We start from the raw sequence: 16,253 nt of genomic DNA on the forward strand, positions 1-16,253 counted from the left end.
GCGGGAGTAAGCCCGCGATGCGCCATACAAAAGCGATCTGTTGGCGCCATTGAGATGGTCCATGAGCCTGCGCATGAACGGGCAAGAAATGTGATGCATACCACTGTCGCGGGTACCTAGATTGCAAACATAAAAGCGATAAGGCATCTCAGAAAGGCAGAGCTGTTCAAAACCGATCTATCGGATTTATTGTCAGTTCGAATTGGTCCTGGGGATGGTGCCATAGCCGCGTTTTAAGCGAGGTGTAGCTAAGTCACAATTGGAATCGCGTAGGATTCGAGCGCCGGTAAAGTTCATAAAATGACTTAATTTCAATCACTTTAGCCTGATTCTTTTCCTTTTATAGATGTGTGCACGTACTTAGGTGTGGATTTTCAACTTTTGGATTAGCGAAAAATCACCTGTAGATGTCGGAAAAGGGAAGCGCCTATCTCTGGTCGGCAAGTATCAACGCGATAGCGCTTTTCGGGGCGGATTTCTGCACGACAAACGGAATCGTTTCAGTCAACTTTATATCAATAGAAAATTAAAATTGCCTTTAGGAACCCAAAATAGGGGCCGCTTCGAAGGTTGTGTTTTTACTGAGTTGAGACTGGAAAGGACAAATACGTGGTAGATCATATTTTTCCATCAAACTTTTCCACAACCACAGGCTGTGCCTCTGTGAGTGATGTCAGTGTGCTAAAAAGCGGGCTGCCATCGGCCCTCAACCATACAAAAGGATCGCAGTTATGAGTGTTACACTAACCGCAAACGACAGCCTGTATGCATACAATGGCGAACTCGCTGACCTTTATACTGGCCTGCTGAATGCGACTGTTTTACCTGCTATTGAGACTCCGGTTTCCGGTGTCTTTACGGATGACGATGGCACGCTTGACACAAGCGGCACCAGCACAGTGTCGATCGACGGCGGCACTGACCAAACCATGACATATCTTGGGTCAGGAACTGCTGGATTGCTCGGCGGAGGACTGGGCGGCGTCATCGGTGGTATTCTTGTTGGTACAACCCCCGTTATGGCTTTCTCAGTAGAAACCGGCACGGGCACTCAAATCTATCTGTATGCCCCCGAAGGCTTTCCCGCTTTAACCGCGATTAGCATGTCTTTGGATATCGATGCATCCGAAACGTTTGATCTCGCGCCAAGCACCCCTGGTGTTGTGGACGGGACATCTGGCGATGACGTTATGAATGTCGGGTATGAAGATGCCGATGGCGATGAGATTACTGACTATGACCCCGGTTGGTTAGGGATCGGTTATCAGTCTGGCGATGACGTCGTCTATGGCTACTCAGGCAATGACACAATCAATGCTGGCAGCGGTGATGATGAAATCCACGGCGGTACTGGGGACGATATCCTCAATGGTGGCGATGGAGACGATACGATCTATGGGGATGAGGGGAACGACACCATTTCCGGCGGGGCTGGTGCCGACACCATCTATGGTGGCGAAGGCAATGACACGATCGAAGGTGGTGAAGGCAACGATACGGTCTACGGCGGTGACGGCAACGACACTTGGCTCGCAGGGACTACAGACAGCGGCAATGACAAGGTCTACCTTGAAGGAGGCGACGACACTGCGGAGGTTGGCTTTCTTTACGAAGCCTCGCCCGTAACTGAAGTCTTAGATGGCGGCGACGGCGAAGATACTGTCGCGTTTGATTCTGCATTGGTTGATGAATACGATATCGGAATTACCCTGAATGACACGGGCGTGGCCACAAATATTGGTTTTAATACTGAAGTTTCCAACTTCGAAAACGTGCGCGGCAACTCTGGTGAAAATGCCATCACGGGTAACAATGTTGACAACAAGCTCTGGGGCTTGGGTGGTGAAGATACTCTCAGTGGCGGCGGCGGCAACGATCTAATCGATGGTGGTGATGACGACGATACGCTGACAGGTGGCTCTGGTGACGATACATTTGTTTGGTCAGGCGCGGATCGCGGCAATGACATTATCACCGATTTCGGTACCGATAGCGGTGGCCCTTATGACGATGATGACACAACAAATAATGACTTTGTTGATCTAAGCGCCATTTTTAATGATAGCACCCTAGCAGATTACAACGCCGCAAACGGCACCGATTTTGCGCATGCGATTACCGCACTCAACCATGATCTGGCTGATGGGGTTGTCAACTTTGACGGCACCGATATGTCTGGTCCGACGTTGACGATGACAGGGATCACCGGGGGGGTAACCGAAGATCAAACGGCTGTGGTCTGTTTCGCTTCGGGGACTTTGATCAAGACATGCGAAGGCGAAATTGCCGTCGAAGACCTAAAAGTGGGTGATAAGGTTTTGACGCTTGATGATGGGTATCAGCCAATCCGTTGGATCGGCATACGCAAATTGTCTGCTCAAGATCTTACCAAGAACCCAAAACTTCGCCCAATCCGTATCCGCGCTGGGGCTTTGGGCAATGATATGCCGACGCAAGATTTAACTGTTTCCCCACAACACCGCATTCTTGCCAATTCCAAGATTGCTGAGCGTATGTTCGGTGTGAACGAGGTGTTGGTCGGTGCTAAACATTTGACGGAACTTGAGGGCGTCGAGGTCGCGGAAGACATGACTGAGGTGACTTATGTGCACTTCTTGTTTGAAGAACACCAAATCGTGTTTTCAAACGGGGCGCGGACCGAAAGCTTGTACACGGGTGCCGAAGCTCTCAAATCGATTTCCCCGAAAGCGCGTGAAGAAATTTATGCGATTTTCCCTGGCCTTCAGGCTGACCCAGACGCTGGCACCGACGCCGTGCGCCTTTTGGTGCCCGGACGACAGGCCCGTAAATTGGCAGAGCGTTCGGCACGCAACGATAAGCGTATTTTCTCTTAACGCTCCTGTTTAAAGAAATCTAATCCTGCTGAGCAATGCCCCACTTGCTCAGCAGGCAGCACCGGACATGCAGCCGAAGCAAGACGTGTGTCTTGAACAAGTGAAACGTCGACGGAGATCGGCGATAACCTAAACAAAAATCAAGAATTGGGCCGAGTTGGATATGATGAACAATAGCAAAACGATAACTGTATCTTATGGAGCGTTTTCCTGTACTTTACAGGGCTTTGAAGATCCTCAATCGACAATGCGCGCTATAGCTGATTATTTTAAGGGCGTCGTTGCGGATGATCGATATTTTGGTGCGCCCCCTTTGACCCCAGACGCTTCTTCTGGTGATGTTGAGGACGGCGTGCTTCGATCGCGGGGGCCTCAAGACGCAGCATCTAATCTTGTTCGTGATGCGTCTGTCACAAAAAAAACGTCGCCCAAAGCTGTTAGTAGCGCGATATCTGAAAAGGGCGATAAGGAGCAAAAGTCGGCATCTGCTACAGGGGTGTTCAAAGGAAAAAATAAGTCTGAGCAAGATGATAAGTCGGACGTAAGGGCACGCGCCAGGCAAAAAAAACGTGCCGCAGTCAGAGCGGCTCGGCAAAAACGTTTACAAGTTGAACAAGAGGCCAAGAGAAACGGCAATCCGTCTGAAGATATCGTCAAACAGCATTTTAGAAATCCAGCCGAGGAGAAGAAGTCTCCCGTTGAGCTTACTGAGACCTCTCCTTCGGATGATGGACCAGCCGAAGTTTCCCAGTTGAACAAGGTTAGATTGGTTCGTGAGTTGAGCGAAGGTCTTGGCAGTTCCTCGTTGGGAATTGAGGCGGAAAAAGAGTTGATTCATGAATTGGCTGAGGTCGCGACAGCAGATCGCGACGCCCCAGCCGTAAATTCGACACGCTACGATTGCAGTAAAAGCAATATGCGCAGTATTTATACCGCCTTGAATTCTGCGATACAAAAGCACAGGAATGACGAAAGCATTGTTTTGGCGCAGTTGTTGCGCTCAGATGTAAAGCCAAGTCCAAGCGATGCGTCCGTGCTTATGTTGCCACCGAGCCTGCGTATTGATTCAAATTATTAAGGCTTGTCACAAACGCAATGCTTTGCTGAGAACCGGTCCGAGTCTTTGAGCGGCCTAACCATGTCGAGGCTTGCGGCCGTTCAAAATATACAGGCATCGCGTCGCGTTTTCCGGTCTTTGTGATTCATGTCACCGATCATTACTTTTTATATAATTACGCGCTAGAAATTTGGATCAGATCGACTGCCGTCGATCCGTTATATGTTTGTCGTATGCGGTGTGTTTTAGAGTGTCTGATGGGAGCTCCCCAAAGCGTTCTCGGTAGGTTTTCGCGAACTCGCCCATGTGAGTGTAACTCAACCTATGCGCGATCTGTTGGACCGTTTGACCATGGTCTGCTGCAAGCAAAAGCTTGCGCGCAGTCTGCAGGCGTTGCTCTCGTAAAAACTGCCCCGGAGTAGAGCCGCGAAATTTTTTGAAATTTAAGGAAAGACTTCTGACGCTGACATTCGCTGCTTGCGCGATTTGTGCCAATGTCGGAGCTTCGCCAGCGTGCTCGACGATATACTCTTCTGCCACGCGCACAACTTGTGGAACAATGCTATATCCACCGGCGTATAAATTCACTCCAGATCGTGCCGCCCAGTGTTCAAGTAGGTTCACGCATAGAGTTTCTTCTATATGCTTTATTTGACGCGCGTTGATTTGATTTTTCGGTTCCGAAAGCAGTTGAGCAACATAGCGCAAGGCTGCATACCAGCTTGTTTCAACCCCTCCAAAATCAGTCTTAATCTGCCAGTCTGATTGGCCTTGGATATCTCCGAACCAACTGAGACTGACTTCGTTAAGTAGTTTTGGTGGAAGTATAAATTGGAATTGAATGTTATCTTTATCCAATCGCGAGGCATGTTCGCGCTTGGAGAGGTCGAATACAAAACTTTTACCAATACCATTTGCAACGGTTTCGCCGCTTTCTGTCATTGGGTTAGAATTGCCTCGAATGTTGGTCGAGACAATTATTGGCGCTCCCTTAGTTTCATTGATGGCAATGTCTACTGCTGCGCCGTAATTGGTTTGCGAAACTCCGATGCGACCTATTTGGGTCGAATGAATCGTGCTGAACGAAGAATCTTCAAGCGGTATGAGTTTCAAAGGGCAACTCAATGCGCTCAGCTTTTCAGATAACTCTTCCCAATCACCCGAATTAGACAACTCATCCCAGTTGTCTAAATTGAATGTGCATAAATGCGAAAAATTCTTATGTTTGGAGATGGACAAAATCATATCCTAGCTATTAAGGATTTCAAGCGATGCTTAATAGTTAACGTAAGCCTATACCCTATCCCTACTCTGCTTATGGTTGATAGACCAGCGCAATTTTTGAATGAGAGCTGTGTTTGTGGTGGCTCGCCAAGGCGGCCCGTTTTTTGAGCATTTTTATGCGACCCATGCCGCTTTTATAACCGTCACAGGCGCGAGAAAATAGAGCGGCAGGCCACCTTGCGGCTGTGCAAAGTGAAGTGCCAATCCGGCCGCCTTTCCTTTTAGTCATGCATCGCGTTCATGGTTAAAAAATGGACGATTTCGTGCGATGCAATCGTGTCACTGTGGGCGGGAGAGGGCCGAAGGCTTTCTTGAATGTCGGAAAAAGGCAATCCTATCGCAAAACGGCAATCTTATGCGCGCCCAGCCTCGTTCAGCCCAAAGAAGGTGTCGATGGACGTGGATGCAACCTTAAGGATGTGCTACTTATATAAAGACAGTGCTGTGCTCTAATTGGGTTCTGATAAGAAGCCGCAGATCGCACCGTCGTCTTAGATGACATGCTGCAGCATGTACCGAACATTCTGGTGATGCCAGATATGACATAAGTAATGTGCCAAGCATGGTACCTAACGGCGTTAAAGGTTTGATAAATAAAATTATTTTGTCGCGAGCCCATGAAATACGAATTTCTACGTTGATCCACAAACGAAACAGCCCGCTGGGCGTGGGAGAGTAGTTATGAATATGAATAATGATTTGCGCTTAACGGCCCCCAATTCCCCGTTGCGTGCTTTTGCCAAGCCACTTTCCGATGAACAGTCCTTCACGGCCTCTGACTGGGACGAATTATCAGCATGGGGCAGTGAGCGTGTTGGCTCCGTGACGTTTTCGCCGGGTGAAAAACCGATAAAGCTACAAAGTAAAATTCAAGTCGCACAGATCGGGCGTATCGGAATATCGCGCACACGGTACGACATGGGCATTCGCATCAACGCTGAACAGGTGAGCGGTTCACCAATTGTTGTGACGACAAACCTACAAGGACACGCCATCACCTCGGCGAATGGAGGGGATGCAGCTGCAGAAGGCGCCGGTGAAAGCGCAGTTGTGGATCTATCTCAAGCATCGACCGAAACGCACATGAGTGCAGATAATGTTCAGCTTGGGTTGATATTTCCCAACCAGATGCTTGACGAAATTGGCTTGAGTTGGTTTGGAAACATTCCTGACCGCAAGACATGGCAGCCCCGCGTCGGATTGGGGGGTGTTGACACGTGCTGGCATGCTAGCTTGCTCTATGCTTTTCACCATTTAAATGACGAAAACAGAACATTAACACCCCGCAATATTCGGCATATTGAGGAAACGCTTGCGAGTAACCTGCTTAAGCATTGGGCAGCAGGGGTCGGTGTGGATCTTAACGCAACACAACATACCATCACTCCGCACAGCATTAGAAATGCAGAAAGCTTTATGGTCGAACATGCCGCTGACGCACCAACTTTGTCAGAAATTGCAAAGGTTGCAGGGGTGAGCGTAAGAACGCTGAATATGAACTTTCGAAAATTCCATGGTTGCACGCCGGGCCAGTTTCTTCGCGAGCAACGATTGTTACGCGCCCATCAGGAGTTGCTCGACGCGGACCGGGAAGAAAAAGTAAGCGATATCGCCGCGCGCCTTGGTTATGTTCACATGGGTGAATTTGCTAAAGCATATCGTTTGCGTTTTGGTGAAAAGCCATCGGATACGTTAGTGTCGAAGTGAGCTGCGCTCCTATTAATTGACGTGGCTTGGCATTATTTTAAGTTACTTTTCCCCGATATACGGATCGCGGGTCGCAAAACTGCTTGCACAATGGTCGATGCATCTTGCGCCAGAGGGAGCTCTTCCACCACAACTCAGCGCTGGGTTGGAAAACCTTTGCCGTTTTGATGGATGATAGGTGACTTAAGCGCCCCTGTGAGCCGCATTATATCGCAACACACCCAGCTTTCGATTCGAAGGCTTAAGACGCGGTTTATCGAGCCATGCAATCTGCGCATGTCGGGGTTGGGATTCTAGCGCTACTCAAAAGTTTTCATTTCGCCTAAATATCGGTCAACACCTCAGTAGAGGTTACTGAAAAATAGACACGATGAAAACTCATCTCGCTTAAAAAGGTTTTGCTCCATGGCACATGTTTCCAACTACGCACAGGCGTCTAACGGCTCCGTATTTTCTTTCATCTTCACTTCTGTTTCAAATACTTACGCATCATTCATGCGTGCGCGCGCTGCAGAAAAAACATACAATATGTTGAGCGCCTTGTCAGACCGCGAATTGTCAGACATCGGCTTGGATCGCAGCGGCATTGCTGAAGCTTCAATGGTGAGCCCGCGCACATTCTAATCGTCCAGAACAATGTGAGACGATTATCGCCTTTAAAAAGTGGCTCGCACCCTGTGCGGGCCCTTTTTGCTTTTGCGGGCGGATGAGTGAGCGCAATACTCCTGCCTATCAGGGCGCGATTCTCGTGCATTGGGATACTTGCCAAAGCGCGGCTCTGCGTCTATACGCGGCCAGTGGTCTAACGTGACCACAAAGAATCAACATTTAAGCCGTGTTTGGTCTTCCGTCGCTGGGGGCCAGTTCCGGCAAGGAGAAGCGACATGAAACTGCACGAACTTCACGATAACGAAGGCGCAACAAAAGCCAAAAAACGCCGTGGCCGTGGCCCGGGTTCTGGTCTTGGTAAAATGGGTGGCCGTGGTATTAAAGGTCAAAAATCCCGTTCAGGTGTTGCGATCGGTGGATACGAAGGTGGCCAAATGCCACTCTACATGCGTCTGCCAAAGCGTGGATTTAGCAAACCAAACCGTAAAAAATTCGCAGTTGTGAACCTTGGCCTGATCGAAAAATTCGTCGCCGAAGGTAAAATCGATGCGACGGCAGCGATCACCGAAGATACACTTGTTGCATCTGGTTTGATCCGCCGCAAATTGGACGGTATCCGCGTTCTCGCTAAAGGCGAAGCGACATCTAAATTGAACATCACTGTGACTGGCGCATCTAAAGCGGCCGTTGAAGCTGTTGCAAAAGCTGGCGGCACTCTCACAGTTACGGCACAAGCCGCAGAATAAGGGTTGTGATAGGGGGCTTAGCCCCTTACATCAATCCCATGTTTTCCAAGCGCCGCCGATCGGGAGACCCGTTCGGCGGCGTTATCGTGAAAGAGAGACCAAATGGCATCTGCAGCAGAACAAATGGCGGCGAACTTAAGCTGGGGCACCTTCGGGAAAGCCACAGAACTTCGTCAGCGTATTATTTTCACCCTCGGTCTGTTGATCGTCTATCGTTTGGGCACATTTATTCCCGTCCCCGGTATCGACGCCAACGCACTCCGTGACTTTATGGAACAAGCCTCATCTGGAATCGGCGGTATTCTGTCGATGTTTACAGGTGGTGCTTTGGGCCGGATGGGCATTTTTGCTCTCGGCATCATGCCCTATATTTCGGCATCGATTATCGTTCAGTTACTGACGGCTATGGTGCCCAAACTTGAGCAACTCAAGAAAGAGGGCGAACAGGGGCGTAAAAAGATCAACCAATATACCCGTTTCGGTACGGTCGCCTTGGCGCTGTTCCAAGCTTACGGATTGGCAGCCTCGCTGGAAGCAGGCGATTTGGCCCATGAGGCTGGTTGGTATTTCCGTGCAGGTGTGGTTATCACACTCGTCGGTGGCACAATGTTCTTGATGTGGTTGGGTGAGCAAATCACCAACCGCGGCATCGGCAATGGTATCTCTTTGATCATCTTTGTTGGCATCGTTGCCGAGATCCCAAGTGCATTGGCGCAGTTCCTTGCCTCTGGACGCTCTGGTGCGATTTCGCCTTTCGTGATCATCGTCGTTTTGGCAATGATCGTTGGGGTGATTGCCTTCGTGGTCTTTATGGAACGTGCCCTGCGCAAAGTGCACATTCAATATCCGCGTCGTCAGCAAGGCATGAAAGTCTTTGACGCGCAAAGCAGCCACTTGCCGATCAAAGTGAACCCTGCCGGCGTTATCCCTGCGATTTTCGCTTCGTCCTTGTTGCTCTTGCCAACGACAATCGCGACCTTCTCTGGCCAGTCTGATCTTGGCCCTGTGATGTCGACAATCTTGGCTTACTTCGGTCCAGGCCAGCCGCTTTACTTGCTGTTCTTTACGGCGATGATCGTGTTCTTTGCCTACTTCTACACAGCTAACGTTGCCTTTAAGACCGAAGATGTAGCGGATAACCTTAAAAACCAAAACGGTTTCATTCCAGGTATTCGTCCAGGCAAGAAAACTGAAGAGCATTTGGATTACATTGTGGCCCGTCTCTTGGTGATTGGTTCGGCCTACCTTGCGGCAGTTTGTCTCTTGCCAGAGATTTTGCGTAGCCAATTTACCATTCCATTCTATTTTGGCGGCACTTCTGTTTTGATTGTTGTTTCAGTGACAATGGATACAATTCAGCAAATTCAGTCACATCTGCTGGCACACCAGTACGAAGGCTTGATTGAAAAATCTCAACTGCGTGGCAAGAAGCGTGGCAAAAGAGGGACCGCTAGACGATGAACATTATTCTGCTTGGACCACCCGGAGCGGGCAAAGGAACGCAAGCGCAGCGCCTTGTAAAAGAACGCGGCATGATGCAACTTTCAACGGGTGATATGCTACGTGAAGCGCGGACATCTGGAACTGAAATGGGCCAGAAAGTCGCTGCGGTGATGGATGCTGGTCAGTTGGTGACTGATGAAATCGTGATTGGCCTGATTGAAGAAAAGATTCGCGAAGGTAATGCGGCTGGATACATCTTTGATGGCTTTCCACGCACCCTTGGCCAAGCGGATGCATTGAACGAGCTGTTGTCACGTAACGGTGCGCAACTCGAAGCGGTGATCCAGCTTGAGGTTGACGACGAGACTTTGGTTGCACGAATTGTCAATCGCGCGAAAGAGGCAGAGGCTGCCGGTCAGCCTGTGCGTGCGGATGACAATGAAGACAGTGTCAAAATCCGTTTAATGGAATACTACAAAAAGACATCTCCGCTGCTCGGTTATTACTATGCCCGAGGTGATCTGCAGTCCGTAAATGGTCTGCAAGATGTTGAAAAAGTTGCCTCTGACATTGCGCAGATACTGGACTAAGATGATTGGTGCTTTGGCCAGTCGCAAATAGCGTTTTTGCCTAAGCAACTGAACAGCCTTACAAAGGGCGCGTTGAATCCAAGAGATTGACGCGCCCTTTGCTTTGGTCGTGCAATGTGCCTGACGGGGGTGACTTGCCGATTCCTAATGCTTCCAATGCGTCCATGCGCAAGGTTTTAGGCCTTTTAAAGGGCTACGCATGTGTCCAGAGTGACCGTTTTGGATATAATTGATGAGATCAGGTTGTTGGCGGTTGACCTTGGCCCGATTCGCATCTATGGCAACCCATCCTTAACAGGAAAATTTTGCGTGTAGCGAGTCTGCGCGCAAAGATCATCGCATTCAGCTGACGCCCGTAGGTCTAAACTTGCGGGCTTCCGTTGTGAAAAAAGGTTCCGGCACTACGGAATCGCAACGAAAAAGGAATATACATTGGCTCGTATCGCCGGCGTAAACATCCCTACAGGCAAGCGTCTTCCTATCGCTTTGACCTATGTAACGGGTATTGGATCTAAATCCGCAAAAGACATCTGTGCAGCAGTTGGCATCGAGGAAACTCGTCGTGTTAATGAACTGTCTGACACCGAAGTTCTGACACTTCGTGAGTACATCGACGCGAACTACACTGTTGAGGGTGACCTTCGCCGTGAAACGCAGATGAACATCAAACGCGCTATGGACCTTGGTTCATACGTAGGCTTGCGTCACCGTCGCAACCTCCCAGTACGCGGTCAGCGTACACACACCAACGCACGCACTCGCAAGGGTCCTGCGAAAGCCATCGCTGGCAAGAAGAAGTAAGGGAGGCTATTCGATATGGCACGTGATACCCGTCGTACTAAGAAAAAAGTTTCCAAGAACATCGCCACAGGCGTTGCTCACGTAAACTCGACTTTCAACAACACCAAGATTTTGATCTCTGACGTTCAGGGCAACGCAATTGCTTGGTCTTCTGCTGGCACAATGGGCTTTAAAGGATCGCGTAAATCGACTCCTTACGCTGCTCAGATGGCTGCTGAAGATGCTGGTAAAAAAGCACAAGAGCATGGCGTTAAAACTCTGGAAGTTGAAGTTCAAGGCCCAGGTTCTGGTCGTGAGTCCGCATTGCGCGCACTTGCTGCACTTGGTCTGAACGTCACATCTATCCGTGACGTGACGCCTATGGCGCACAACGGCTGCCGCCCACCAAAGCGTCGCCGCGTATAATTTCGTTACTATTTATGGGTCGCGGGCGATTTTGCTCGCGATCCGTTTTTGCGTTTTTAAGACCCCTCGGGCGTCCCCTACTTCAGGACATGGGTTCGGGACAAGAATGGAGGCTACAGCATGATCCACAAGAATTGGGCCGAGCTCATCAAACCACAGCAACTTGAGGTGAAACCTGGCAACGAGCCAGCACGTCAAGCGACTATTATTGCTGAACCACTTGAGCGTGGCTTCGGTCTGACGCTGGGCAACGCCCTGCGCCGCATTTTGATGTCATCCCTTCAAGGTGCTGCCATCACATCTGTACAGATCGACAACGTTCTGCACGAATTTTCTTCGGTCGCTGGTGTTCGCGAAGATGTCACAGACATTATCTTGAACCTCAAAGGTGTGGCTTTGCGCATGGAAGTCGAAGGCCCAAAGCGCCTTTCCATCTCTGCAAAAGGTCCGATGGTTGTTACAGCTGGTGACATTTCAGAATCTGCTGGCATTGAAGTTTTGAACAAAGACCACGTGATCTGTCACCTCGACGACGGCGCTGATTTGTTCATGGAACTCACAGTAAACACGGGCAAAGGCTACGTGTCTGCTGAGAAAAACAAACCAGAAGATGCGCCAATCGGTCTCATCCCGATCGATGCGATCTACTCCCCTGTGAAAAAAGTGTCCTACGACGTGCAGCCGACCCGCGAAGGTCAGGTTCTCGACTATGACAAACTCACATTGAAAATCGACACTGATGGTTCTGTCACCCCAGAAGACGCCGTGGCTTACGCCGCGCGCATTCTGCAAGATCAGCTCGGTATCTTCGTCAACTTCGACGAGCCTGAGTCTGCCAACCGTCAAGAAGAAGACGATGGTCTCGAGTTCAACCCACTTCTGCTTAAGAAAGTGGACGAGCTTGAATTGTCAGTACGTTCCGCGAACTGCCTCAAGAACGACAACATCGTCTACATCGGTGACCTCATTCAGAAAACCGAAGCTGAGATGCTCCGCACACCAAACTTTGGCCGCAAATCTTTGAACGAGATCAAAGAAGTGTTGTCAGGTATGGGGCTGCACCTCGGAATGGACGTTGAAGAATGGCCACCAGAGAACATCGAAGATCTGGCTAAGAAATTCGAAGACCAGTTCTAAGAGATTTGGGAGGACGCGAAAGTGTCCTCCCGCAAATGCCCGTTTGGTACGGGGACTATCGGGGTTCGATTGTAAAGAGAATCCTCAAGGAGAGTAGCTGACACGCATCGGCTGCCAGACAAAGTATAAAAGCACGTTATAGGAGATATACAATGCGCCACGCTAGAGGTTACCGCCGCCTGAACCGTACACATGAGCACCGCAAAGCGATGTTCGCGAACATGGCCGGCTCGCTCATCGAACATGAGCAAATCAAAACAACTTTGCCAAAAGCAAAAGAATTGCGCCCGATCATTGAGAAATTGATCACTTTGGGCAAGCGCGGCGATCTGCACGCGCGCCGTCAAGCCGCAAGCCAGCTCAAGCAAGAACAGTTTGCTGCGAAACTCTTCGACATTCTCGGCCCACGTTACGCTGAGCGTCAAGGTGGCTACGTGCGTATCGTACGCGCTGGCTTCCGCTACGGTGACAATGCACCGATGGCGATCATCGAATTCGTTGACCGTGATGCCTCTGCCAAAGGTGCAGCTGACAAGGCGCGCCTTGCAGAAGAAGATGGCACCGTCGCTGACGCATAATTGTGCACAGCATGCTAAAATTTGGGCTCCACTCTTTTTGAGTGGGGCCTTTTTTGTGCCGATTCCTGTGGTTTCGCGGTAACGTGACGTAGCAAAGGCGTGAAATCTGTCTTTCAATCTATAATTGTATGGAGACTTAGGGTTTATTGGTTGCGTTGATTGTATCGGCTTATGAGAAAGCTGTCATTTCGTTAGGTAAGTTAACTTCGTCGTCTGAATTTTGGTAATCGAGCCTTTTCAAATGATAACTGTTAGTTTAGCGTCGAGGGTGGCAGTCGCCTTTAGGTTGCCATCCTTTTGATAGTGAATGAGCTTTCATGTCCAGTACCACAGAACTCAATCGTCTATTTGCACAACTGCGCACCGCTGCGCCTGTTGGCTATACCGCTGGCCTGCACATTCGTTTTGCGGCGCCTTTGGTGTATCAGTCGACGTATGATCCCAAGTGGTTGGAGCATTACACAACGAATGCTTATGCCTTGCGCGACCCTATGATCGCTTGGGGGTTGAGCACTGAAGGACAAACAAGGTGGAGCGAAATAGAACTCCCCGATCCATTTAATATTTGGAGGCAGGCCGCTGAATTCGGCCTGAATTACGGAATGGCCGTGTCTTGTGGACCGGTTCAGTCGCGCTCTATTGTCGGGTGTTCCCGCACAGACCGCGAGTTTACTGATGCTGAGATCGCAAAAATTGCGACCGTCGTGCGCACTTTGCATGAGGTGTCTGAACCCCAAACACAACTGACACAGGCCCAAATTCAGGCCCTCCGGTGCATCGCGGGCGGTGATCGTCACGCAGCTGCCGCGGCCAAACTCGGGATTTCTGAAAGTGCGCTAAAAGCACGATTGGTATCGGCCCGAGAGCGTCTAATGGCGCGGACCACTTCAGAGGCAATTCAAAAAGCCAAGGAGATTAAGCTGTTGTGATGGTGCAAGCTCTCGCGTTGCGTTGAAGAACTCAACCAGCACTGGAGAATACCATGCAAACGACTACCCTTTCTTTCACAAATTTACACAACCATGGCGATCTTTTTGCGAACATGCTTCGCGCCAGACATGAAACATTTATTCAGCAAGCCAAATGGGATTTACCCCAAGCTGACGGAATGGAATATGATCAATATGATACACCTGCATCCCGTTGGATCGCAGTGCACGAGTTTGGCGAAGTTTTGGCCGGTATCCGATTGACCCCTACGACAACGAAATGTGGCATTTATTCTTACATGATCCGCGATGCTCAGCGTGGGTTGTTAGACAGTATCCCGTCAGATCTGCTGTTTGATGAGGCACCAGTTGCACAGCATGTTTGGGAATCAAGTCGTATTTTCGTGTCACATCGTGTGCCAGCGAAAAGCCGTATGCGTGTTCAGATGAATCTGATCAACGAGATGACCCTGTCTGCTCGGGCATTGGGGGCCACATCTGTGATCGGCTTGATTCCAGAAAACGGTCCTCGTTGGGGGCGTCGTGTTGGTCTTGATATCGACGTGATCGGACGCGTAATGGATATGGATGGCACCAAAAACGCTTGTATCCGTATTAATCTGTCTAATAAACTGCACTAGTATGTATTCAAGATCGGGGCCGAGACGCGCCATATCGGCCCCGTTTTCTCTTTTATGACACTGCTTTGCGGCGTAATGTGCGGGCATGTCAGATCTTTTCACCACAGATGAAGTTCCCAAGTCACACAAAAGCCCGTTGACGCCAAGCCCGTTGGCGGATCGGCTGCGGCCCAAAGCGCTTGGGGATGTGATCGGCCAAGCGCAGGTGCTGGGGGCGGAGGCTCCGCTTGGCGTGATGCTGGCCTCTGGGTCTTTGTCGTCGATCATTTTCTGGGGTCCTCCTGGTGTGGGCAAGACCACCATCGCGCGGCTGTTGGCCGACGAAACCGATCTGCATTTTGTACAAATTTCTGCGATTTTCACCGGTGTTCCGGACTTGCGCAAAGTGTTCGAGGCGGCAAAGCTGCGCCGTCAGAACGGCAAGGGCACTCTGTTATTCGTGGACGAGATACACAGGTTCAACAAAGCCCAGCAGGATAGCTTTTTACCGCATATGGAAGATGGCACCATCTTGCTTGTGGGGGCCACCACCGAGAACCCAAGCTTCGAACTGAACGCAGCGGTGATGTCGCGCAGTCAGGTGATGGTATTGGAACGTCTGTCATTGGCTGATTTGGCGCTGATGGCCACACGAGCTGAAGAAGAACTTGACCGGACCATGCCGCTGGACGCGCGAGCGCGCGCGACCCTGTTTGAGATGGCAGATGGCGACGGGCGCACATTGCTGAATCTGATCGAACAGATCATGGCATGGAAAGTCACAGAACCGCTGACATCGGACCAACTTGGCAAACGCTTGATGCGGCGCGCTGCGAAATACGACAAATCCGGCGAAGAGCATTACAATCTGATTTCCGCGTTGCACAAATCCGTGCGTGGTTCTGACCCAGACGCGGCACTGTATTGGTTTGCGCGCATGTTGGAAGGTGGCGAAGATCCCCGCTATTTGGCACGGCGCTTTGTGCGCATGGCTGTGGAAGACATCGGCTTGGCCGACCCGCAGGCGCAAACAATTTGCATGCACGCATGGGAAACTTATGAGCGATTGGGGTCGCCTGAGGGCGAATTGGCGCTGTCGCAGGCGGTGATCTATCTGGCGCTGGCGCCGAAATCCAACGCGGGCTATGTGGCCTATAAAGCCGCGCGTGAGGCGGCGCGCAAAACAGGCTCGGAACCGCCCCCCAAACACATTTTGAACGCCCCAACCAAAATGATGCAAGAACAAGGTTACGGCGCAGGCTATGCCTATGACCACGATTCTGAGGACGGGTTTTCGGGACAAAACTTTTTCCCTGACACTTTGCCGCGCACCCAGTTCTATGCACCAATTGAACGGGGGTTCGAGCGTGATTTGGCCAAAAGGGTCGCCTATTTCGAAAAGCTACGGGCCAAGCGGTCATCAGAGTGACATGTGCGCCTATATCTGTTGACATTTTACCCTCTGCCACCCAAGGAACAGGCAAAAGGACAG

15 protein-coding genes are annotated in these 16,253 nt (G+C 50.4%); 14 read left to right on the forward strand and 1 reads right to left on the reverse strand.

What is annotated here, in order from left to right; all coding sequences use genetic code 11:
• The first annotated feature begins 731 nt into the window (after positions 1-731).
• Together KO497_RS19250 and KO497_RS01570 are read left to right on the forward strand one after the other, a co-directional pair.
• Positions 732-2,855 carry a Hint domain-containing protein gene (locus KO497_RS19250; RefSeq protein WP_289846643.1) on the forward strand — a complete coding sequence of 708 codons (2,124 nt, stop codon included), beginning with the start codon at positions 732-734 and terminating at the stop codon, positions 2,853-2,855.
• A gap of 163 nt (positions 2,856-3,018) precedes the next feature.
• Positions 3,019-3,933, forward strand: coding sequence for a hypothetical protein (locus KO497_RS01570; protein ID WP_215942215.1), 915 nt, complete (start codon positions 3,019-3,021; stop codon positions 3,931-3,933).
• A gap of 174 nt (positions 3,934-4,107) precedes the next feature.
• Here the strand turns inward: KO497_RS01570 and KO497_RS01575 are convergent, their stop codons facing one another.
• Positions 4,108-5,151, reverse strand: a complete 1,044-nt coding sequence (locus KO497_RS01575; protein WP_215942216.1) for a helix-turn-helix domain-containing protein — start codon at positions 5,149-5,151, stop codon at positions 4,108-4,110.
• A gap of 726 nt (positions 5,152-5,877) precedes the next feature.
• Here KO497_RS01575 and KO497_RS01580 point away from each other — a divergent pair.
• The 12 genes from KO497_RS01580 to KO497_RS01635 all read left to right on the forward strand — a co-directional run bounded on the left by KO497_RS01580 (position 5,878) and on the right by KO497_RS01635 (position 16,190).
• The gene (locus KO497_RS01580; protein ID WP_215942217.1) at positions 5,878-6,903 is read left to right on the forward strand and encodes an AraC family transcriptional regulator; all 1,026 of its coding nucleotides are present in this window, start codon (positions 5,878-5,880) and stop codon (positions 6,901-6,903) included.
• A 405-nt stretch (positions 6,904-7,308) separates the two neighbouring features.
• Complete coding sequence (locus tag KO497_RS01585) at positions 7,309-7,527, forward strand: DUF1127 domain-containing protein (RefSeq protein ID WP_215942218.1); 219 nt, start codon at positions 7,309-7,311, stop codon at positions 7,525-7,527.
• A 260-nt stretch (positions 7,528-7,787) separates the two neighbouring features.
• Positions 7,788-8,258, forward strand: a complete 471-nt coding sequence (gene rplO, locus KO497_RS01590) for a 50S ribosomal protein L15 (protein ID WP_215942219.1) — start codon at positions 7,788-7,790, stop codon at positions 8,256-8,258.
• Positions 8,259-8,360: 102 nt separating this feature from the next.
• Positions 8,361-9,719: a preprotein translocase subunit SecY gene (secY, locus tag KO497_RS01595; RefSeq protein WP_215942220.1), complete on the forward strand. Its 1,359-nt coding sequence runs from the start codon at positions 8,361-8,363 to the stop codon at positions 9,717-9,719.
• A complete protein-coding gene (locus KO497_RS01600) occupies positions 9,716-10,291 on the forward strand; it encodes an adenylate kinase (RefSeq protein ID WP_215942221.1) in 576 nt (191 codons plus the stop codon). The genes secY and KO497_RS01600 overlap by 4 nt, the downstream gene beginning before the upstream one ends.
• Before the next feature lie 432 nt (positions 10,292-10,723).
• On the forward strand, positions 10,724-11,092 hold the full coding sequence (gene rpsM, locus KO497_RS01605; protein ID WP_215942222.1) for a 30S ribosomal protein S13: 369 nt from the start codon (positions 10,724-10,726) through the stop codon (positions 11,090-11,092).
• Between the two features lie 15 nt (positions 11,093-11,107).
• Entirely contained in the window at positions 11,108-11,497 is a 390-nt protein-coding gene (gene rpsK / locus KO497_RS01610; RefSeq protein WP_215942223.1) for a 30S ribosomal protein S11, read from the forward strand.
• A 120-nt stretch (positions 11,498-11,617) separates the two neighbouring features.
• Positions 11,618-12,634, forward strand: a complete 1,017-nt coding sequence (locus KO497_RS01615) for a DNA-directed RNA polymerase subunit alpha (RefSeq protein ID WP_215942224.1) — start codon at positions 11,618-11,620, stop codon at positions 12,632-12,634.
• 152 nt (positions 12,635-12,786) lie between these two features.
• Positions 12,787-13,212 (forward strand): 50S ribosomal protein L17, encoded by a 426-nt coding sequence (gene rplQ, locus KO497_RS01620; protein ID WP_215942225.1) that lies wholly within the window; start codon positions 12,787-12,789, stop codon positions 13,210-13,212.
• 317 nt (positions 13,213-13,529) lie between these two features.
• Positions 13,530-14,141 carry an autoinducer binding domain-containing protein gene (locus tag KO497_RS01625; protein WP_215942226.1) on the forward strand — a complete coding sequence of 204 codons (612 nt, stop codon included), beginning with the start codon at positions 13,530-13,532 and terminating at the stop codon, positions 14,139-14,141.
• Between the two features lie 53 nt (positions 14,142-14,194).
• The gene (locus tag KO497_RS01630) at positions 14,195-14,782 is read left to right on the forward strand and encodes an acyl-homoserine-lactone synthase (protein WP_215942227.1); all 588 of its coding nucleotides are present in this window, start codon (positions 14,195-14,197) and stop codon (positions 14,780-14,782) included.
• Positions 14,783-14,867: 85 nt separating this feature from the next.
• A complete protein-coding gene (locus tag KO497_RS01635) occupies positions 14,868-16,190 on the forward strand; it encodes a replication-associated recombination protein A (RefSeq protein WP_215942228.1) in 1,323 nt (440 codons plus the stop codon).
• The last annotated feature ends 63 nt before the right edge of the window (positions 16,191-16,253 follow it).

This window comes from Pacificibacter marinus, from assembly GCF_018860665.1.
GTDB lineage: Bacteria > Pseudomonadota > Alphaproteobacteria > Rhodobacterales > Rhodobacteraceae > Celeribacter > Celeribacter marinus_A.

Coding starts and splice junctions, on each gene's coding strand:
- KO497_RS19250 (WP_289846643.1), top strand. CDS start 732: ATGAGTGTTACACTAACCGCAAACGACAGCCTGTATGCATACAATGGC.
- KO497_RS01570 (WP_215942215.1), top strand. CDS start 3,019: ATGATGAACAATAGCAAAACGATAACTGTATCTTATGGAGCGTTTTCC.
- KO497_RS01580 (WP_215942217.1), top strand. CDS start 5,878: ATGAATATGAATAATGATTTGCGCTTAACGGCCCCCAATTCCCCGTTG.
- KO497_RS01585 (WP_215942218.1), top strand. CDS start 7,309: ATGGCACATGTTTCCAACTACGCACAGGCGTCTAACGGCTCCGTATTT.
- rplO (WP_215942219.1), top strand. CDS start 7,788: ATGAAACTGCACGAACTTCACGATAACGAAGGCGCAACAAAAGCCAAA.
- secY (WP_215942220.1), top strand. CDS start 8,361: ATGGCATCTGCAGCAGAACAAATGGCGGCGAACTTAAGCTGGGGCACC.
- KO497_RS01600 (WP_215942221.1), top strand. CDS start 9,716: ATGAACATTATTCTGCTTGGACCACCCGGAGCGGGCAAAGGAACGCAA.
- rpsK (WP_215942223.1), top strand. CDS start 11,108: ATGGCACGTGATACCCGTCGTACTAAGAAAAAAGTTTCCAAGAACATC.
- KO497_RS01615 (WP_215942224.1), top strand. CDS start 11,618: ATGATCCACAAGAATTGGGCCGAGCTCATCAAACCACAGCAACTTGAG.
- rplQ (WP_215942225.1), top strand. CDS start 12,787: ATGCGCCACGCTAGAGGTTACCGCCGCCTGAACCGTACACATGAGCAC.
- KO497_RS01625 (WP_215942226.1), top strand. CDS start 13,530: ATGTCCAGTACCACAGAACTCAATCGTCTATTTGCACAACTGCGCACC.
- KO497_RS01630 (WP_215942227.1), top strand. CDS start 14,195: ATGCAAACGACTACCCTTTCTTTCACAAATTTACACAACCATGGCGAT.
- KO497_RS01635 (WP_215942228.1), top strand. CDS start 14,868: ATGTCAGATCTTTTCACCACAGATGAAGTTCCCAAGTCACACAAAAGC.